19 protein-coding genes are annotated in these 19,242 nt (G+C 63.8%); 5 read left to right on the top strand and 14 right to left on the bottom strand.

All coding sequences use genetic code 11. The features are described 5' to 3' along the window. The 6 genes from M9890_05610 to M9890_05585 all read right to left on the bottom strand — a co-directional run. Positions 1 to 290 (bottom strand): ATP-binding cassette domain-containing protein (locus M9890_05610; protein ID MCO5176433.1); only part of this gene is annotated, 290 nt, incomplete at its 3' end. A 14-nt stretch (positions 291 to 304) separates the two neighbouring features. Beyond that, the gene (locus M9890_05605) at positions 305 to 1,123 is read right to left on the bottom strand and encodes a phosphate ABC transporter ATP-binding protein (GenBank protein ID MCO5176432.1); all 819 of its coding nucleotides are present in this window, start codon (positions 1,121 to 1,123) and stop codon (positions 305 to 307) included. 10 nt (positions 1,124 to 1,133) lie between these two features. Continuing rightward, on the bottom strand, positions 1,134 to 2,030 hold the full coding sequence (pstA, locus tag M9890_05600) for a phosphate ABC transporter permease PstA (protein MCO5176431.1): 897 nt from the start codon (positions 2,028 to 2,030) through the stop codon (positions 1,134 to 1,136). After that, positions 2,030 to 2,998, bottom strand: coding sequence for a phosphate ABC transporter permease subunit PstC (pstC, locus tag M9890_05595; protein ID MCO5176430.1), 969 nt, complete (start codon positions 2,996 to 2,998; stop codon positions 2,030 to 2,032). The genes pstA and pstC overlap by 1 nt, the downstream gene beginning before the upstream one ends. A gap of 90 nt (positions 2,999 to 3,088) precedes the next feature. Beyond that, entirely contained in the window at positions 3,089 to 4,396 is a 1,308-nt protein-coding gene (pstS, locus tag M9890_05590; protein MCO5176429.1) for a phosphate ABC transporter substrate-binding protein PstS, read from the bottom strand. Between the two features lie 37 nt (positions 4,397 to 4,433). After that, the gene (locus M9890_05585; protein ID MCO5176428.1) at positions 4,434 to 5,144 is read right to left on the bottom strand and encodes a response regulator transcription factor; all 711 of its coding nucleotides are present in this window, start codon (positions 5,142 to 5,144) and stop codon (positions 4,434 to 4,436) included. A gap of 813 nt (positions 5,145 to 5,957) precedes the next feature. Between M9890_05585 and M9890_05580 the strand changes: the two genes are divergently transcribed. From M9890_05580 to M9890_05565, 4 genes are all read left to right on the top strand, one after another. Continuing rightward, entirely contained in the window at positions 5,958 to 6,632 is a 675-nt protein-coding gene (locus M9890_05580) for a hypothetical protein (GenBank protein ID MCO5176427.1), read from the top strand. A gap of 69 nt (positions 6,633 to 6,701) precedes the next feature. Beyond that, entirely contained in the window at positions 6,702 to 7,724 is a 1,023-nt protein-coding gene (locus M9890_05575; GenBank protein MCO5176426.1) for a TIGR03617 family F420-dependent LLM class oxidoreductase, read from the top strand. After that, positions 7,721 to 8,521 (top strand): methyltransferase domain-containing protein, encoded by an 801-nt coding sequence (locus tag M9890_05570; protein ID MCO5176425.1) that lies wholly within the window; start codon positions 7,721 to 7,723, stop codon positions 8,519 to 8,521. The genes M9890_05575 and M9890_05570 overlap by 4 nt, the downstream gene beginning before the upstream one ends. Positions 8,522 to 8,643: 122 nt before the next feature. Beyond that, positions 8,644 to 9,366 (top strand): MerR family transcriptional regulator, encoded by a 723-nt coding sequence (locus M9890_05565; protein ID MCO5176424.1) that lies wholly within the window; start codon positions 8,644 to 8,646, stop codon positions 9,364 to 9,366. Here M9890_05565 and M9890_05560 read toward each other — a convergent pair. Beyond that, a complete protein-coding gene (locus tag M9890_05560; GenBank protein MCO5176423.1) occupies positions 9,363 to 10,565 on the bottom strand; it encodes a citrate synthase in 1,203 nt (400 codons plus the stop codon). The two genes, M9890_05565 and M9890_05560, sit on opposite strands and share 4 nt — an antisense overlap. Positions 10,566 to 11,343: 778 nt before the next feature. On the opposite strand from M9890_05560, the gene M9890_05555 reads away from it, so the two are divergent. Further along, positions 11,344 to 11,514, top strand: a complete 171-nt coding sequence (locus tag M9890_05555) for a hypothetical protein (protein MCO5176422.1) — start codon at positions 11,344 to 11,346, stop codon at positions 11,512 to 11,514. 582 nt (positions 11,515 to 12,096) lie between these two features. Here M9890_05555 and M9890_05550 read toward each other — a convergent pair. The 7 genes from M9890_05550 to M9890_05520 all read right to left on the bottom strand — a co-directional run bounded on the left by M9890_05550 (position 12,097) and on the right by M9890_05520 (position 19,224). Next, positions 12,097 to 12,513: a Zn-ribbon domain-containing OB-fold protein gene (locus M9890_05550; protein ID MCO5176421.1), complete on the bottom strand. Its 417-nt coding sequence runs from the start codon at positions 12,511 to 12,513 to the stop codon at positions 12,097 to 12,099. A gap of 28 nt (positions 12,514 to 12,541) precedes the next feature. Then, the gene (locus M9890_05545; GenBank protein MCO5176420.1) at positions 12,542 to 13,696 is read right to left on the bottom strand and encodes an acetyl-CoA acetyltransferase; all 1,155 of its coding nucleotides are present in this window, start codon (positions 13,694 to 13,696) and stop codon (positions 12,542 to 12,544) included. 78 nt (positions 13,697 to 13,774) lie between these two features. After that, positions 13,775 to 14,236, bottom strand: coding sequence for a DUF1572 domain-containing protein (locus tag M9890_05540; protein MCO5176419.1), 462 nt, complete (start codon positions 14,234 to 14,236; stop codon positions 13,775 to 13,777). Between the two features lie 51 nt (positions 14,237 to 14,287). Continuing rightward, the gene (locus M9890_05535; GenBank protein MCO5176418.1) at positions 14,288 to 15,301 is read right to left on the bottom strand and encodes an SDR family oxidoreductase; all 1,014 of its coding nucleotides are present in this window, start codon (positions 15,299 to 15,301) and stop codon (positions 14,288 to 14,290) included. 14 nt (positions 15,302 to 15,315) lie between these two features. Further along, positions 15,316 to 16,356, bottom strand: coding sequence for an SDR family oxidoreductase (locus M9890_05530; GenBank protein ID MCO5176417.1), 1,041 nt, complete (start codon positions 16,354 to 16,356; stop codon positions 15,316 to 15,318). A 37-nt stretch (positions 16,357 to 16,393) separates the two neighbouring features. Further along, positions 16,394 to 16,990 (bottom strand): metallophosphatase family protein, encoded by a 597-nt coding sequence (locus M9890_05525; protein ID MCO5176416.1) that lies wholly within the window; start codon positions 16,988 to 16,990, stop codon positions 16,394 to 16,396. A gap of 11 nt (positions 16,991 to 17,001) precedes the next feature. After that, on the bottom strand, positions 17,002 to 19,224 hold the full coding sequence (locus tag M9890_05520; GenBank protein ID MCO5176415.1) for an acetate--CoA ligase family protein: 2,223 nt from the start codon (positions 19,222 to 19,224) through the stop codon (positions 17,002 to 17,004). Positions 19,225 to 19,242 lie beyond the last annotated feature (18 nt).

Below are 19,242 nucleotides of genomic sequence, written 5' to 3'. Positions count from 1 at the left end.
CCCTCGACCTGCGCAGATGGGATCGTGTCGTGCATACGGTTGAGCGCCCGCAGCAGCGTCGACTTGCCGGAACCGGACGGCCCGATGATGGCAAAGACTGAGTTCTGTGGAACCGTTAGCGTAATTTCGCGGAGCGCCACGAACGTACCATAGCGCACCGTTAGATCGCGGACATCCACCTTGTGACTGGATGTCGTGATATCGACCATCGGGCGGTCAATAGCGACCGCACCAACCGCCGGGAATTGCAGACGCGGCTGCCCCTGTATCACTCTCTCCTCCTCGCTCACCGCCAACCTCTCGATCATCCGACGCGTCCGGTGATGTACTGCTCGGTCCGCGGGTCTGCCGGGACGGTGAACAGTCGCTCGGTCGGCCCGTGCTCAACGACCTCCCCAACGCCGCCATCAGCCAGCGTAATGAAGACGGTCTCGTCGGAAACACGAGCCGCCTGTTGCATGTTGTGGGTCACGATGACGATGGTGACATCGCGCACCAGATCGCGCATCAGGTCCTCAATGCGCAGCGTCGCCAGTGGGTCGAGCGCCGAGCAGGGCTCGTCCATGAGGATGATCTCCGGCTGCATCGCCAGCGCCCGAGCGATGCAGAGACGCTGCTGCTGACCGCCCGACAGCGAGACCGCCGGAGTAACGAGGCGATCCTTGACCTCATCGAACAGGCCAACGCGGATCAGGGATTCCTCGACGATCCGGTCGCGCTCCGAGCGCGAGATGCCATCGAGCTGCAGACCCATCGAGACGTTTCCGGCGATCGTGCGCGCCCGCAGCGGGTTCGGCTGCTGAAAGACCATGCCGATCCGTCGCCGAACCTGCGCCGGATCAACCCGCCGGTCGTAAATGTCCTCGCCATCGAGCAGCGCGCTGCCCTCGGCACGCGCGCCGGGGATCGTCTCGTGCAGCCGGTTGAGCGAGCGCAGCAGCGTACTCTTGCCGGTGCCGGACGGCCCGATGATCGAGGTGATCTTCTGGCGCTTGATGTCGAGCGTCACCGGGCGCACCGCGAGCTTGGGACCATAAAACGGGGCCAGGCCGCGAAGCTCCAGGTGGGCGGTCGCGCTCGCCGCAGTGTGCGTTGCTGATGTTTGAACTGCTGTTGCTGTCATACGGTCCTCCTTAGCGACCACCAGTGGTCCGGCGCGTCGCCAGGCGCACCATGACGTTGGCGAAGAGCACGATGGCGACAAGGATCAGCGCCGCGCCCCACGCCTGCTGATTGAGCACCTCGAATGGCTGTTCTGTGTAGCGATAGGCGATCAGCGGTAGCGCCTGCATCGGGCCGAAGATGTCGAAGGTCAGGTTGTTGTTGCCGAGCACGGTGACGAGCAGCGGTGCCGTCTCGCCCATCGCGCGAGCGAACGCCAGCAGGATGCCGGTCACGATGCCGCTCAGCCCCATCGGGATGACGACGTTCAGCGTGAAGCGCCACTTCGGGACACCCAGCGCCATAGCCGCCTCGCGGACACTCCCCGGCACCAGCCGCAGGATCTCCTCAGTCGTTCGGGTCACGACCGGTACCATCAGCACCATCAGTGCGATCGAGCCGGCCAGCGCCGAGAACTGCTGGGCGCGCTGCACGATCAGCACGTAGGCGACCACACCGACGACGATCGATGGCATGGCTGTCAGCACGTCGGTGCTGAAGCGGATGACATTCGACGCGCTGGTGCCCGGATACTCAGCCAGGTAGATTCCAGCCATCACGCCGACCGGCACCGCCATCAGCAACGCGATACCGACGATCAGCAAGCTGCCGACGATCGCGTGCAGCACGCCTCCGGCGCTGGTTGGCGCGCTGCCCAGCGTGACCGGCTTGAACGTCTGTGTGAAGAAGTCGAAGTTGAGCGACTGAAAGCCCTGTACGACGACGTAGCTGATGATGAGCAGCAGCGGGACGAGCGCGATCAGCGTCGCTGCGCCGGTCATGCCAACCAGAATCTTGCTGGTGATCTTCCGTCGCTGACTGCCGGAGGCTTCCAGCAGCGATTGCCGTGGAGCGTGTGTTGCTGCCATCAGGCTCTCCCTCCGCTCCCACGCTGCACCTTCCAGACGAGCAGGCGCGCAATCGAGTTCGCCACCAGGGTGATGCAGAACAGCACCAGCGCGACCAGAATGAGAGCACTGGAGTGCATCTCGCTACCGGCGTTGGGCAGCTGGCTGGCGACGAGCGACGCGGCGGTTGTCGCCGGCGCGAACAGTGAGCCTTCGATCCGCGGCGTATTGCCGATGACCATCGTCGCGGCCATCGTCTCGCCGAGCGCCCGGCCAAGGCCGAGCATCATCCCGCCGATGATGCCGGCGCGGGCATACGGGATCATGGCGTGGCGGATGACCTCCCAGCGTGTCGCCCCCAACGCGATCAGCGCCTCACGCTGGTGCGTCGGCACAACTGACAGGACATCGCGCGAGACCGCTGCGATGGTCGGCACGATCATGATGGCGAGGATGATGCCGGCCACCAGCATGCCGCGACCGACCGTAACCGGACCGGCCAGCAGCGGGATTGCGTCCCCGAACTGCTCCGAGATCGGCGTCGCGATCCACTTCCGAAAGAACGGGATGAAGACGAAGATGCCCCACATGCCGTAGACGACACTGGGGATCGCCGCCAGCAGCTCGACCAGGAACGACAACGGCATGCGTAAGCGCGACGGGCTGACCTCGGCGAGGAAGACGCCGATCATGACGCCGATCGGCCCGGCAATCAGCAGGGCGATAGCCGACGACATGACCGTGCCGTAGATCGCCGGAAGCGCGCCGTACTGATTCTTGACCGGGTTCCAGGTGGAGCTGGTCAGGAAGCCGAAGCCGAATTCGTGTCGCGCAGCAGCCGAGCCATCCCAGGTGACAGCGATGATCGCAACCAGCAGGCTGACGACCAGAACCGCAAACGACAACGCGATAAGCCAGAACAGCAGATCTCCGTGACGAGTGCGGCGTCTCAGTCGCTCCCATCCACTCACGGCATCCGCATGCTGCATGTCCACTCTCCCAACCTCAGAACCGCCCTGCCGATGCGCCGACATCCAGTGCTGGACACCGACGCCTCAGACGAGCGATGTTCACCGCCGTTACGGCGCTTCGAAAACCGCAGTGCCGTTGACGGTGACCTGGGTGAGCTTGGCGATTGCCAGCTCACGGACTTCCTCCGGCAGCGGTGCGTAGTGCAGCTCTGCCGCCTGCGCCTCACCGGTCGTGAGTGCCCAGTACAGGAAGTCGGTCAGCGCTTCCGCCTTCGCCTGATCGGTCATCTCGCTGTGGATGAGGATCCAGGTAAAGCCCGCGATCGGGTAGGCGTTCGCGCCATCCTGCGGATCGGTGATCGAGACGCGCAGGTCCTCCGGCATGTCCGCCAGCGCACCAGCTGCAGCCGCACTGGTCGATTCAATCGACGGCGCGATGTAGTTGCCCTGCGCGTTCTTGATCGCCGGGGCCGGCAGATCGTTGGCTAGCGCGTAGATCAGCTCGACGTAGCCGATGGCACCCGGGGTCTGCTGCACGCCCGCCGTCACGCCCGGGTTCTTCTCGCCACCGATGCCGACCGGCCACTCGACCGCAGTGCCGGTGCCGACCTGGTCGGCCCACTCGGTGCTGACCTTCGACAGATAGTCGGTGAAGATCGAGGTCGTGCCGGAGCCATCCGAGCGATGCACGACGGTGATCGGCGTATCCGGCAGGGTCGCGCCCGGGTTATCGGCGGCGATCAGTGGGTCATTCCAGGTCGTAACAGTGCCGAGAAAGATCGCCGCCAGCGTCTCGCCAGAGAACTGCAACTCCTGCTCAACATCGAGGTTGTAAACGACCGTGACCGCGCCGAGGACGGTCGGGATGTGCAGTGCGTCCGGCGAGGCGGCCATCTCTTCATCGGTCATGTAAGCATCGGTGCCGCCGAAGTCGGTGACGTTTCCGGCGAAGTCCTTCTTGCCCTGACCAGAGCCGACCGACTGGTAGTTGATCGTCGTATCGGATGCAACCGACTTGTACTGCTCGATCCACGCCTGATAGATCGGATCCGGGAATGACGCGCCCGAGCCGGTCAGGCCGGCCGACACGTTGCGCGGCTCCCAGCCAGCGGCCGGCGTCGCATCGTTCGCTGCCGTCGTGGCGGTTGCCGGGGCAGTTGTTGCAGCCGCCTCAGTCGGCGCTTCGGTGCTTGCCGCCGCTTCCGTCGGCTCGGTCGTCGCCTCAGCTTCGGTTGCTGTCGGTTCGACACCCGGGGCGATTGTCGCAGTTGCCGCCGTGCTATTTGACGCTGTCGCAGTGCTGTCGTCGTCGTCTCCACCGCAGGCAGCCACGACCATGGTCAGTGTCATCATCGCAACGACGGTGAGAAGCAACCGCTTCCAGCGCTGCGACGAAACGTGAGAGCTTCCGATCACGCAGGTTTCCTTTCCTGGTGTTCCGGCTGGACGCACGTCATCCAGTGAATCGATACCCAATTCCATGAACCGTCTGGATCAACGCTGATCCATCCGGGTCACCTTCCAGTCGCTCGCGGAGCCAGCGGATATGAACGTCAACATTCCGGGGATCAACAATGATCTCCGGACCCCAAACCATGTCCAGCAGCTCAGCGCGCGTGCAGACTTCCCCGGCGCGCGATACGAGCGCCGAGAGCAGCCTGAACTCCTTGAGTGGAAGGTGCAGTTCGCGTCCATGAAAGACCGCGCGATGCTCCTTGAGCAGGACCGTCAGATCGCCCGATACAAGGACGTGGCTATTCTCCTGCGCCGGCGTTACCCGGCGCATGAGCGCGTTGATCCGCGCCAACATCTCGCGCAGCGAAAACGGCTTGGTGACATAATCGTCGGCTCCGAGATCGAGACCGTTGACCACGTCAGCCTCGCGAGAGAGCGCGGTCAGCATGAGAATTGGCACGTCCGAGGTCTTGCGGATCATGCGGCAGATCTGTCGGCCATCAAGCTCCGGCAGCATCAGATCCAGAATGACCAGGTCAGGGGACTCGGACAGGGCGAGATCCAGACCCGTCTTCCCATCGGCCGCCTGAAGGACACGGTAGCCGTGCCGCTCCAGATTCCAGGCGAGCGTTTCGCGAAGGTCGTCAGCATCCTCAACGAGGAGAATTGCGCCTCGCTCCTTCGCTTGCCGTCCCACCGACTCGACCACATCACCTCCAGCCTCATCAGCGTTTGTGCAGCGGCCATCGCTGCGCTTCCAACGCTACGGGCCGTTCGTAATGGACCTGTAAGTGGATTGTTAGGTTTTGATTAGGGCTGAGTGGAAACCAACTCATATTCGCCGGAAGCGAGAGGTGGCCAGGCGTGCGGGGTGACTGGCTAGCTCAGACCCGCCAGATTGGCGTCGCCTGTTTTCGGCTGTGCCGAGGGGGTGGGAGATTACTCGCGTGCGCGCCAAATAGTCGAGCGCAGTGATTTTGTCACGTGAGCGAGCCGCCGCCGATACGTTCGGACATGACCCGGCTTGCCCATCGCGGGGTGCCAACGCCCAAGGGCACCTGGACCATGGCGATCACTCCCTCGCTAAAAACGTCGGACCCGGTCCATCGCCACCCCGTCGGTATCAAAATGTAGGGGCGTATCGCACACGCCCGGTCAGAACCACGACCATTCAACAAGTGCCCCCGAACACCGCTGCTGCCGATCGGAATGGGTTGGGGGCCAAACGGGCGTATGCGATACGCCCCTACATCTTGGGGGCGGCGCGCCAACGTAGAATCTCGCGCCAAGCACGCGAATCTCCACTCGGGAGTGATCGCCTCACGGCGATGGACAAGCCGGGTCATGTCCCTACGAACGTATCGGCGGCGGATTACCTGACAGATTCATTGTGGTCGACTACGTAAGATGACAAACGATTGGTGATTCGTGACATATGATGTCGCTCCATATCTCGAATCTCAGCGAGGCTGCGGGGCCAGTCGGTTACAGTCGCGATCAGTGAACGCGGAGAGAGGGCAGCATGGACCAACTCCGAAGCGTTGGGAATGCAAAGATTCGCTTACTCAGGTGGATCAACAGCCAGGTCTGGAACTACTGGCTGGAAATCATCGCCGTCCTGCTGCTCACAACCGCGTCGTTGGCCACCGCCTGGAACGGCTATCAGGCTGCACGATGGGGTGGCGTACAATCCACCGCCTATTCGCAAGCATCGGCCAAGCGCGTGCAGGCGAGTGACGCCAGCTCATCCGGTTTCATCGAGATGTTCATGGATGTCGAAGTCTTCAATGACTTTGCCGATGCCTACACCAGCAACGATACCCAGCTCATGGCCTTTCTTGAGCGACAGTTCTCGGACCGCTTACGGCCGGCAGTTGATGCCTGGCTAGAGACGTCGCCACTGACAAACCCCGACGCACCCGGCAGTCCGCTGGAAATGTCGGAGTACACCACACCATCATTCGACCGCGCAGCGCAACTCTCCGACGAAGCCGATGCACTCTTTGCGTCAGGGCTCGATGCCAGCGACAAGAGCGACCAGTACATTCTGAACACGGTCTATCTCGCCACAGCGCTGTTCTTCGCTGGCATTGCCGGCAAGGTCGTCGGTCGCCCAGCACGCACGATGATTGTCGTCGTCGGGATTGCAATGCTGCTGTTTGGTCTCTATCACATCTTCTCACTACCCATTCAATAATCGAACGCGTGCACTCGTCATGCTACGCTACCGACGACTGCGAAAGTTCAGCAATTGCAAGGGGATGATATGCGCGTAGAAGCTGGCATTGGGGATGTGGCCTGGGGCGAGGTCGGAGCGTTGGCGGCCCGGGCAGAGGCGCTCGGCTTCGACGCACTCGGCGCACCGGAGTTGAAGCACGATCCGTTCATTACGACAGCGGTCATTGCACCGGCCACGTCCACGATTCGTCTGGCAACATCGGTCGCGATCGCATTTCCGCGCAGCCCCATGGTCGTTGCCTACATGTCGCGCAATCTGCAGGATCTGTCGCAGGGGCGCTTCACGGTTGGGCTTGGCACGCAGGTCAAGGGGCACATCGAGCGACGCTTCTCGACGACCTGGGATTCCCCCGGTCCGCGCTTGCGCGAGTACATCGAGTCGCTGCGCGCGATCTGGGACACCTGGCAGAACGGCACGCCGCTGAACTACAAGGGGCGTTTCTACAACTTCAGCCTGATGACACCGGAGTTCAGCCCGCCGCCGTCCGAGTATCCGGCACCACGTATCGAGATCGCGGCTGTCAATGCCTACAACATCCGGCTCGCAGGCGAGCTGTGCGATGGATTGCGCGTTCACCCGTTCTCGACCGCTGAATACACGCGCGATGTCATCTGGCCAAATGTGCAGGAGGGCGCGGCGAAGTCGGGGCGCTCGCTCGATACCTTCGAGCTGAACGGCACAGGGTTTATCGCCACTGGTCCGGACGATGACGCCGTCGCAGCCGCGCGTGAGAACGCCCGCTACCGCATCGCGTTCTATGCGTCGACGCGCACCTACCTGCCGGTACTGGAGCACCACGGCTGGGGGGAGCTGAACCCGGCGCTGCGCGAATTGATTGCACAGAGTCGCTGGGACGACCTCGGTACAGTAGTTCCCGACGAGGTGCTCGATACGTTCTGTATCTCGGGAACGTGGGACACGATTGTCGCCAAGGTCTCTGCGCGGTTAAGTGGCCTCACTGATGTCGTTTCGATGAGCATTCCGCAGCACGACGATCCACGCTTCAACGCCGCGCTGGCAGGCATGAAGCAGATACCTGGACGCCGTTGAACACGCCGGAAGACCGGCTGTTCGAAGGCACCGCCTGGTACTACGCGCGCTACCGCCCGAGCTACCCGACGGCGCTGATCGACTGGGTCGTCGGCGAGGGCGGGCTCGATGGCACCGGGCATTTGCTTGACCTCGGCTGTGGCACCGGACAGCTCACGTTGCCGTTCGCGCCACATGTTGCCATCGCCTTTGGCGTTGATCCCGACACCGCCATGCTCGCGGAGGCGGACGATGCGGCGCAGCACGCAGGCGTCCACAACGTCCGCTGGCTGGAGGGTCGCGCTGAGACGATCGAGACGCTGGCCGACCAGATCGCGCCACTGCGCATCACCGTGATGGGCCGCTCGTTCCACTGGATGCCGCCCGACGCAACGCTCGCCGCACTTGATCGCCTGACGGAGCCAGAGGGCAGCGTGCTGCTGACCGGCGACGGTTGTGGCATCTGGACCGGCGAGCTGGATTGGCAGGTCATCGTCCGCACCACCCTGCGCGACTGGCTCGGCACCGAACGCCGCGCCGGTGACAGTACCTACCGCGTCGCCCACGACCCGTGGGAAGACATCCTCGCCCGCTCCGCATTCCACCGCTTTGAAGAGCGTCACTTCCCTGTCCGCCATACCTGGTCCGTCGAGACGGTCCTCGGCTTCCTGTACTCCACCTCGTTCGCCGCCCCACGCCTCTTCGGCGACAACCGGCCCGCTTTCGAGGCCGATCTTCGCGAACGCCTGCTGGCGCTGGAACCGGCTGGGCGGTTTACGGAGGATGTAGTTGTAGATGGGTTTTTGGGGCGGAAGTAATTGGGTGGACGGTCCTCACCCTCTGGACAGCGGCCGGGGAGTGGGGGCCTTCCTCACTTGCATCTCACGTAACGTCAGGTTGTACGCTCCTCGCAGACTGCTGTCATGTGGCGGAGGGAGCGATGAAGATCGGGGAATTGGCGCTGCGGACGGGGTTGACGGTTCGGACGCTGCGTTTCTATGACGAGATCGGGCTTGTCCAGCCGTCGGAGCGCAGCGAGGGTGGGCACCGTCTGTACGGACCGGAGGCGGTCCGGCGGCTGCAGCAGGTGACATCTCTTCGCAGCCTGGGTTTGTCACTCGACGAGGTGCGCGAACTGCTGGATGCGCACAATCCGTCGCTGCTGGAAACGATTGAGCTGCAACGTGCTCGACTGAGCGATCAGATCGTAGCGCTGGAGACGCTCAAGTCACGGCTCGACGGCATCGCTCAACTCCTGCAGCAAGGCGAAGCAATCACGACCGACACACTGGTTACGACGATGGAGGCGATGAGCATGGTCGAGAAGTACTACAGCGAAGAGCAGCTGGAATGGCTGCGCAAGCGCCGTGAGGAAGTCGGTGAGGAGCGCATACAGGAGGTCGAAGCGGAGTGGCCGCAGCTGATGGCTGCGGTGCGCGCCAAGATGGAGGCGGGCGCTGATCCCGGCGATGCCGAAGTGCAGGCACTGATGGTGCGCTGGCGCGGGCTCGTCGCCGAGTTCACCGGCGGCAATCCCGGCATAACGAAGTCGGTGCAGTCCTTCTACGACAATGAAGACACGATGCCGACCGGCGAGTCGATCGACAAAGAGCTGTTCGCCTATGTTGGTCGAGCGATGCAGGCCGGAGAGTCGAACAACTAGCTCGGCAGCGGTCCAGTGTAGCGAGCGCGCGGGCGGATCAGCCTGTCGCGCTCGTTCTCTTCCAGCGCGTGCGCTACCCAGCCAGCCGTCCGACCGACGGCCATCAGCGCCAGCGGAGCGCCGGGCGGCATCGCATAGGCGCGCGCCAGCAGCACCATCGCCAGATCAATGACCGGCACGAGTCCAACCTCAGCAGCGGCCGCGATGGTGGCACGGCCGAGAGCGCCGATTTCCGTATCCCCGATTGCTGCGTCGAGCAACTCCAGCAGCAACGCCGCACGCGGGTCGCCGCTGGGATAGAGGCGATGGCCGAAGCCGGGCAAGCCGTCGCCACGCCGGAGTCGTCCGGCGACGACACTTCTCGCGCGCTCCGGCGTACCGATCTCGTCCAGCAGCGCGTCGACCCGTAACGTCATCCCGCCGTGCTTCACTCCCTGCAATGCGGCAAGTCCGCCCGAAATGGCGGCGTAGAGCGGTGCCCCGGCGGACATGATGCAGCGCACGGTGAACGACGAAACGTTCAGCTCGTGATCCGCCCAGAGGATCAACGCAGCATCCAGCAGGCGAGCGAGTTCCGGCGAGCCCGGCGCCCATGCGGTCGCGATGCGAGACGCAATCGGGGAGTCCGGAAGTGAATCACCTGTGAGCACATCGACGAACGCATGCAAGATCCACCAACCTGCCCGGACAACCGCCGACGGGGTGCGATCGTAGGCCGTAGGGTCGCTGGCCGAAAGCATGGGGAGCACCCACTGCAGGGCGGCGATCGGTTCAAGCTCTGGCGGCGGGGCGAGTGCGGGAATCGGCTGGCTGATCGGTGGCTGCGACGCGGACTCCTCGGCCCAGAGCAACGCGATGACGTCCTCGAAGCATCGCTCGCGGGCCAGCGCAATCGCGTCCTGCCCGCGATACCAGAGCCGACCATCGTCGATGAGCGTGATCGCCGATTCAAGCAAGGGCACCCCGAAGCTCAGCGCCTCGCGGACCGAACCAGTCGGGTTGCGCCGCACGTCCTGCCGCTCGCGGAGGCGACGCACGTCCTCAACACGATAGCGCCGCGCGCGCACGTCGCCGGGGGCCGGCTCGGATGCGATCAGGCCGCGGCTGACGTAGGCGTAGAGCGTTGAGGTCGTGATACCGAGCTCGGCAGCCGCCTCAGCCGCAGTCAGATAGCGGGAGTCGGTCGATGCATCACTCACAGTGAGCCTCCATATACATATATTGATTTCCTGATCAAGATTGACAATCTATATGGACCGAAGGTTACTACACCCAGAACGATGAACACATCGGCTATCTGCCGATCGAGAAGGGTGCATACGATGTCAACAGCACAGGTACATGCCGGGCTTGAAGGAATCGTCGCCGCTGCAACACATCTGAGTAGCGTTGATGGCGAGGCGGGGAAGCTGATTATCGCCGGCTATCCGGTTGAGGAGCTCGCGCCAAACGCGACGTTCGAGGAGGTCATATTCCTCCTGTTCAACGATCGCCTGCCAAACACCGCTGAGCTGGAGGCGCTGCAATCGAGCCTCGCCGCCCGCCGCGCATTGCCGGAGGCGACACAGGCAATCCTTGTGACAGCTGCAGCGCAGAAGACACCGCCGATGGACGCGCTCCGCATTGCAGTCGGCACGTTGGGGATGGGAGCGAGCGACACAGATTCCACTTCGCAGGACCTCGCACTGACGCTGATTGCTCAGGTTGCGACCATCGTCGCGACCTACGCGCAGCTCGCGTCCGGGAACCAGCCAATCACGCCAGACACAACACTCGGTCATACGGCGAACTATCTCTGGATGCTGACCGGCCAGCGGCCAGATGATGCCAGCGTCCGAGCGCTGGAGACATACCTGAATACGGTCGTCGATCACGGACTGAACGCCTCGACGTTCGCGGCGCGCGTCATCATCGCGACGCATTCGGACCTGGTTTCGGCGGTGACTGGCGCGGTCGGCGCATTGAAAGGTCCGCTGCATGGTGGCGACACCCGGACCGGCGCTCGACATGGTCTTCGAGATCAGCGGCCTCGATCGGGCCGAAGCCGACCTGCGCGCTCGACTGGAACGCGGCGCTCGCCTGATGGGCTTCGGTCACCGCGTCTACAAGGTGCGCGACCCGCGTGCGGACGTGCTCGGCGCGGCGTAATGCTGGCTGGACGCCGCCCGGACGTGACCCGGCGCTCTACGAGCAATGGGCGTCGAACAGATCGCGCTGCGCTTGCTGGAGGGTACAAGCCGGGACGGCGGCTACAGACAGGCGTCGAGTACTACACCGCTCTCCTGCTGCATAGCTGGATTTGCAGACCGAGCAGTTCGCGCCGACATTCGGCGTCAGCCGGCGAATGGTCGGTTGGCTGGCGCACTACTTCGACGCTGGAAACCGGCGCATCATCCGCCCGCGCAGTCCGTGTATGTGGGACCGGAGAATCAGAGATGGGTGCCAGTCGGCGAGCGGTGAAGGGGTGCGAAAGCGACAGAGTGTCGGATTGGCAACTGACTCTGACCTCTGTCATCTCGAACCACAGTGAGAGATCTCCCACCCGTTCGTGCCAGTCCAACGCAGGGGAGATTTCTCGCGTGCTCGCTCGAAATGACAGAAGAAGTTGGTGGCTGCCGCCGCCAACAGTCGGACGGTTTGACACCGATAATCCCCGCCGAGCGACGGAGAACAATGAGGCCAATCCCACTGACTGGGATTGGCCTCTCAGATCGTCGGATGAGTTTGCGGCTACCCAGCCGGCTTGAACTTCGGCAGGGTGATCTCGTCGGTGGCGTCCTCGTAGACGATCTCGACCGGCATGCCGATCTTGACGTGCTCGGGGTCGGCCTCGACCTGGACGAGGTTTGACATCATCCGCGCGCCCTCATCGAGCTCGACCATCGCGACGACGTAGGGAACCTCTTCGGCGAAGCCCGGCGCGCGCTGGTTGTAGACGATCGTGAAGGCGTGGACGGTGCCCTTGCCCGAGACGGTCTCCCAGGAGATGTTGTCCGAGAGCGTGAACGGGCTCAGGCCACGCGGGTAGAAGAAGTACTTGCCCGTGTCATTGCAGCGCTGGATCTTCATCTCGTGCTGCTTGAGGCTATCCCAGAACGGCTGGGTCACCGGATCGGGCGTTGGCAGCGGCTTCTTGTAATCGGCCATGTCTTTATCTCCTCAACAGTCTGCGCGACTAACCGCGAGCCAGAATCGCCGTGCCGGCCGACGACAGAACGCCACCTGTGCCGTGGACGATGCCGAGCTTGGCGTCCTTGACCTGGCGCTGGCCCTGATCGGCGTAGTCGTGGCGCAACTGGCGGACGCCCTCGATGACGGCGAACATGCCGTACATGCCAGTATGGCAGTAGGACAGGCCGCCACCGTTGGTATTCATCGGGAAGTCGCCGCCCGGCGCGGTGCGCTGGTTGGAGACGAAGTCGCCGCCCTCACCCTTGCCGCAGAAGCCCAGCTCCTCGAGCGAGAGCAGGACGGTGTAGGTGAACGAGTCGTAGACCATGGCGATGTCGATCTCGTCACGGCTGATGCCAGACATCTCGAACGCGCGCTGGCCTGAGTGCTTGGCGGCGAAGCTGGTGTAGCTCGGCATCTGCGAGATCAGCGAGTGGTCGTGACCCTCGCCGACGCCGAGGACAACAACCGGCGTCTGCTTCAGCGACTTGGCGCGCTCGACGCTTGTCATAACATAGGCACCACCACCATCGGTGACGAGGCAGCAGTCGAGCAGGTTGAACGGGTAGGTGATCGGGCGCGATTCGAGGACATCCTGAATCGTGATCGGATCCTGCATCATCGCCTTGGGGTTCATCATCGCCCACTTGCGGGTAGCGACGGCGATCTCGGCGAGCTGTTCGTGCGTCGTGCCGAACTCGTGCATGTGCCGCGTCGCGGCCATGGCGTATGCACCGACCGGCGAGGGCAGCCCGTACGGCCCCTCGAACTGGCCACGGAGCGACTGCGCCGAGTATGGATACGGCAACTGGCCAACGCGCGAGCGACCACTCTCGCCGTGGGTAACGAGCGCGACCTCGCAGCGGCCGGTGGCGATCGCCGCCGCAGCGTGGGCGATGTGGATGACGAACGATGAGCCGCCGACCGACGTCGTGTCGGTCACCTTCGGCTCGATGCCCAGATATTCGCCGAGTTCCAATGTCGAGATGCCGGCGGTAAACAGGCCGTCGACATCATCCTTGGTCAGTCCCGCATCGGCGAGCGCGTTGCGCGCCGCTTCGGCGTGCAGCATGATCGCCGGCTTGTCGGGGAGCCTGCCGAGCTGATCGGACTCGGCCACGCCGACAATGGCGGTCTTGCCATTCAAGCTGACGGTCACTCCGGTCTCCTTCCCTCGCGACTGGCACGCCACAAGCGGCGCACCAGTCGATTTCCCAATTCCAGATTGTCAGGTTCTCTATCGCTGAGCGACATACAGGTCGCGCGTCAGTTCCGCCTGTCCTGCGTGCTCACCAGCGTGCGTCGCCGCCAGCATCAGCACCTGCTGACCGGTCATCGTGCCGCGCCGCGGGTGGGCGTGGACGCGTTCCAGGTCTTTCGTGCCGAGCCGAGCCAGCGTCTCCTGCACCTGCGGCTTCAGCTCCGCCCACTGGCCCTGAAGCTCTGCGGCACTGTCGCCGGCAGCGACGAACTCGGAGTCACGATCGCGCTGATCCTCCTGGTCACCGAGCACAGCCAGTACATTCTGGCGCACATTCCCCATCGTGTGCGTCGCCAGCACATAGATGCTGTTCGTGTCCGGCGCGTCCGGCTTCCAGTTGATCCCGGCTTCATCGAGACCCTCGCAGCAGGCGAGGATACGTTCGACCATCTCAACGATCTTGTCGGAGAAGTCCTGCATCAATACTCGATCGTTCACCGATGTTCCTCTCAGGTTCCGCCCGCTGCGCGTCAGGCTGGCCTGACGGCCCTACCAGACAAGTTCGCCATATGGCTCAAGTGTCGTCGTCCAGGCACGTAGACCAGCCGCAATCTCGACCCACTGGTCGTCCGGCAGTGCGTTGATGTTCGACGTAATGCCAGGCATGTTTGCCTGACCAACGAACTCCGGTCCGAAGGCGCGCGGCACGATATCGACCAGCTCATCGACTGTCCAGCGCTGTGTGTTCTGGATCGTGCGGATGATCTTCGGTTGCGACATCAGCGTGACGTTATAGCCGAACGAGCCGAATACCTGCCCGTTGACGTGGCTCGCCGCATCGCTGGCCAGGAAGCCGACGAGTGGTGCGACGTTGTCCGGGTCCTTCTCGGTGCCGATCGCCAGCTCGCTCGGCAGCTTGCCGGTGTGGGCGACGGCCTCGACGGCGCGGGGGATCGAGTCGATCATCCGGGTCGAGCCGCTGGGCAGGATCGCGTTGGCGGTGACGCCATAGCGGCTGAGCGACGCTGCGCAGACGAGCGTCAGGCCGATGATGCCCGACTTGGCCGCCGCGTAGTTCGGCTGCCCCGGTGCGCCGAACGCCGAGTTCGATGACATGTTGATGATGCGTCCGCTCTCGCGGCGCTCGCGGAAGTGAACCGACGCCCACTTCGATGTGTTGAACGTGCCCTTGAGGTGGACAGCGATGACCGCGTCCCACTCCTCGGGGCTCATGTTGAAGATCATGCGGTCGCGGAGAATTCCGGCGACATTCACCAGAATGTCAAGCTTGCCGTAGGTATCGACCGCCTGCTGGACCATGCCCTGCGCGGCCTCGTAGTCGGTCACCGAATCGGTGTTGGCGACAGCTGTGCCGCCCGCCTCGGTGATCTCCTTGACGACCGTTGCTGCCGGCCCGGTGTCGATGCCTTCGCCATCGAGCGATGCGCCGAGGTCGTTGACGACGACCGACGCACCCTCAGATGCCAGCAGGTGGGCGATGCCGCGCCCGATGCCACGTCCTGCGCCGGTTACCAGCGCGACCTTTCCGTCCAGTACTCCCATGCTCGTTCCCCCTCCTACGATTCGCTCGGCCGCTGCTGGCGGCGTGCATCGTAGTAGAGCTGCCGCTCCCAGTAGGTGATGCTGTCCGACAGTGACGTCCAGGTCGATGGGTCGAGCTGCTGGGCCGCTGCGCCGTTCAGCTTGCGGCCATTGGCCTCGACCGGCTCCGGCGGCACGACGTTCTCGCCGATGGTCTTCGGGAACAGATCGATCAGTTCCTGCACCGTCCAGCGGCGGTCGGCCTGCAGAACGCCGCCCAGCTCCCAGTGCGAATACAGGTTGATCCCGTAGCCACCGACGCCGAAGAAGTGCCCATTGATGTTCTGGGCCTCGTCGGTGGCGAGGTAGGTGACCATCGGCGCAACGTTCGCCGGATCGCCCTCGCTACCAATCGCCAGCTCGCTGGGCAGCTTGCCGGTCTCCTCGCGCACTTTCTCGGCACGCGGCGTCGAGTCGATCATGCGGGTCGCCGCGTAGGGCAGGATGGCGTTGGCCGTCGCACCGTAGCGGTTGATGCTGTTGGCCAGCACCGCCGTCAGGCCGAGGATGCCGTACTTGGCCGCCGCGTAGTTCGGCTGGCCGGGGCTGCCCCAGGCCGATGTCGACGAGAAGTTGATAATCCGTCCACCTTCGCGCCGTTCGCGGAAATGCGCCGAGGCGTGGCGGCAGGTGTTGAACGTGCCGCGCAGGTGAACCGCTATCACCGCGTCCCACTCGGCCTCGTCCATGTTGAAGATCATGCGGTCACGGAGGATTCCGGCGACATTGACGACGATATCGAGCTTGCCGTAGCGATCAATCGCGCCCTGCACCATCTCTCCGACGGCGTCGTAATCAGTAATCGAATCCGTGTTGGCCATCGCCGTACCACCGGCGGCCTCGATCTCGGAGACGACCTGCTGCGCGATTGAGACGTCCGCGCTCGCCGCCGAGGCCGGTACCGGGTCGTTCACGACGACGCTGGCGCCCTCAGATGCCAGCAGCATCGCGACGCCGCGTCCGATGCCACGACCGGCGCCAGTTACCAGCGCAACCTTGCCTTCAAGCCTCCCCATCGGCTACTCCCTTGCTTGCGTGCCGACGAGGTGCCCTCTACCACTCGACATGGCGGAACTGCACCCGCCGGGCTTCGCGATCCCAGATAACAAATTGCCCGATCTGAAGCGCTCCCGGATTGAACAGATAGCGCCGTTCTCGCAGGATAGAGACGTTGCCGCGACCGATCTCCAGCAGCCCACGTTCGTCGCGTGCCTGCCGAAAATGCGTATGGCCAGTGAAGGTCAACCGCGCAGCCGGGTCGTCTTCATGCTCATTGCGATGCCCGCCGAACATCCGCGCTACCGGGTCGATCTGACCCCAGTGCTGGATCTCGTGCGTCAGGCGGATATCGCCGATCCGCACTTCCTCTTCGAGCGCGCTCAACAGTGTGATTGTCTCCGGCAGCAGATCAACCTCACCGGCGGCGGCAGCCAGCGCGACCTCGCGCTCGTGATTGCCATAGACCCCGATGACCTGCCAGCCGACCATCAGCGCGACGCAGGCGTCGGCCTGCTCCGAGCGATCGAACAGATCGCCGAGCAGGGCGATCGTCTCTACCTCCTCACTCGCACAGATCTCGAGCGCTCGCCCGAGCATCCTCGTTGACCCATGCACATCGGAGAAGACTCCGACCCGCTTCCCGAAGCTCAAGCTGCCTCATTCTAGTTCCCACCACCATCAGCCGAGGCCGACGGCACGATCAGGCAATCGACGACGCAGGCGCCCTGCCCGTCGTCAAAGACAAGCAGCGGATTGATGTCGATCTCGGCCACATCATCGCGCAAGTCGATACAGAGCTGCCCGAACTTCTCGATGATCCCGGCGACCGCGTCGAGATCGGCTGCTGCCGCACCGCGCGCGCCCTCAAGGATCGCCCGTCCGCGCAAGCGACCGAGCATCTCGCGGCCCTGCGCGCTGGTCACTGGCGGCGCTTCAAGCACGACATCCTTGAGGATCTCGACGAAGATGCCACCCAGTCCAACGGCGACAGCCGGTCCCATGGTCGGGTCCTGCGTCATGCCGAGTATTACCTCGTGTCCGCCGGAGATCATCTGCTGGACGAGTACACCATTGATCTGCGCATCAGCATCGTAGGCCGCTGCTGCTGCGATGATCTTCGCATATCCATCGCGAACAGCATCGTCACTATCGATGTTCAGCAGCACGCCACCGGCTTCGGTCTTGTGAGCGATGTCCGGCGACTCGATCTTCAGCACAACCGGATAGCCGATCTCCTGCGCCGCCGCGACCGCCTCGTCGGCGCTCGTCGCCAGTTGCTCGCCGGTGACCGGGATGTCGTAGAGCTTGAGCAGGTCCTTGGCCTCGCGCTCAACCAGCGGCTGCCCGTTGGCTGCGCGAACGATTGCTTGCGCCTGCTCGGCCACCGCCGACGGCTTGGCGTCCTGCGGCGGCGAGTCTGCGCGCTTGCGCTGGAAGTCGGCGTACTGGTTCAGCGCGCGGACAGCCCTTAGGCCATTCTCAGCGCCCTGCAGGAACGGGATGCCGTTCCAGGTCGGCGTCGGCTCGACCGGCGGCTGATCGCCCCGGAAACCCTCGTGCATCTTGCCGGCAACAAGCGAGAGGATCAGGAAGACCTTGTCGGGGTACTTGTCCGGGATCTCTTTCATGACCCGACCGACCGGGCTATCGAGATCGACAACGTTCGGGAACGCCTGGCCGTAGATGACGGTGTTGATGTTGGGGTCTTCGGCCATCGCCTCCAGCACGCCAGCCATGATTTCCGGCTGCTGCGCGACCTGGCCGGTCGTGTCGAGCGGGTTCCCGACGGTGCCGTAGGCCGGGATGATGTCGTGCAGTCGCTCGGCGGTGTGCTCGGCCAATGCCGGGAGGTTGATGCCGAGATCCTGGCTCAGGTCGGAGATGAGCCCACCAGCGCCGCCAGAGACGAAGATCGTGCCGACGCCGTTGGCTTTCGGTAGCGTGCGCGAATGGAACGCCGCCAACGTCTCGATCATCTCGTCGAGGTTGTAGACGCGGATGATGCCTTCCTTGCGCATCACCGCATCGATCACTTCGTCCGACCCGACCAGCGAGCCAGTGTGCGCGCGGGCCGCGCGCTGGCCACCCTCGGAGCGCCCGATCTTCAGCACAACGAGCGGCTTGCCGGCCTCGGCGGCCATACGCGCCACCGCCCGCAGCTTGTCAGCGTCTCGGAACTGCTCGATGAAGCAGCCGATGATGCGCGTCTCGTCGTCCTCGACGTAATAGCGCATGAAGTCGGTCGCATCGAGATCCGCCTCGTTGCCGGTTGTGACGACGTAGGAGTAGCCGAACTGGCGATCGGTCGGCGGGATGACGGCGCTGTAGGCCAGCAGTCCGCTCTGGAAGACGATGCCAACCGGCCCGCGGTGGACGACGTCGTACGGCCCCGACTTGGCGATCATCTTGGCTGGCGTGCTGATGATGCCCAGACAGTTCGGCCCGACAATGCGGATGCCGGTGCGATCGGCGAAGTCGCGGATCTCCTGCTGGCGGTCGGAGGCGTGCTCGTCGGATTGCTCGCCGAAGCCGCTGGTGATGATGTTGACTGCTTTGGCTCCGGCGCGCTCTGCCTGTCCCAGCACATCCATGACGAACTGGCTCGGCACGACGACAATCACCTTGTCGACCCCGCCGGGAATCGCGTCGATCGACGGGTAGCACGGGCAGCCCATGACGTCGTCGTAGCGCGGGTTGACGCCGTAGACCTGACCTTCGTAGCCACCCTTCAGGATCAGACGCTGGATCGAGTTGGCGAATCCGGGACGCTGCGACGCGCCAACAATCGCGATCGACTTCGGGTGAAAGAGCGCGTCCATTGCCTGCCGAAAGGCGACGGGATCATCCCCTGGTTTTGGCGTGTTCGAGACCTGCGATGCTGTCACTCCATCCTCCTCATCACT

The sequence above is a fragment of the Thermomicrobiales bacterium genome, from assembly GCA_023954495.1.
Taxonomy (GTDB): Bacteria; Chloroflexota; Chloroflexia; order Thermomicrobiales; family CFX8; genus JAMLIA01.
This window is presented reverse-complemented; position numbering and strand designations above follow the sequence as displayed.

Excerpts from the sequence above, each read along its gene's own strand:
- M9890_05605 (MCO5176432.1), bottom strand. The coding sequence starts at position 1,123 with ATGACAGCAACAGCAGTTCAAACATCAGCAACGCACACTGCGGCGAGC.
- pstC (MCO5176430.1), bottom strand. The coding sequence starts at position 2,998 with ATGCAGCATGCGGATGCCGTGAGTGGATGGGAGCGACTGAGACGCCGC.
- M9890_05550 (MCO5176421.1), bottom strand. The coding sequence starts at position 12,513 with ATGGCCGATTACAAGAAGCCGCTGCCAACGCCCGATCCGGTGACCCAG.
- M9890_05575 (MCO5176426.1), top strand. The coding sequence starts at position 6,702 with ATGCGCGTAGAAGCTGGCATTGGGGATGTGGCCTGGGGCGAGGTCGGA.
- M9890_05565 (MCO5176424.1), top strand. The coding sequence starts at position 8,644 with ATGAAGATCGGGGAATTGGCGCTGCGGACGGGGTTGACGGTTCGGACG.
- pstA (MCO5176431.1), bottom strand. The coding sequence starts at position 2,030 with ATGGCAGCAACACACGCTCCACGGCAATCGCTGCTGGAAGCCTCCGGC.
- M9890_05580 (MCO5176427.1), top strand. The coding sequence starts at position 5,958 with ATGGACCAACTCCGAAGCGTTGGGAATGCAAAGATTCGCTTACTCAGG.
- M9890_05555 (MCO5176422.1), top strand. The coding sequence starts at position 11,344 with ATGGTGGCGACACCCGGACCGGCGCTCGACATGGTCTTCGAGATCAGC.
- M9890_05535 (MCO5176418.1), bottom strand. The coding sequence starts at position 15,301 with ATGGGAGTACTGGACGGAAAGGTCGCGCTGGTAACCGGCGCAGGACGT.
- M9890_05530 (MCO5176417.1), bottom strand. The coding sequence starts at position 16,356 with ATGGGGAGGCTTGAAGGCAAGGTTGCGCTGGTAACTGGCGCCGGTCGT.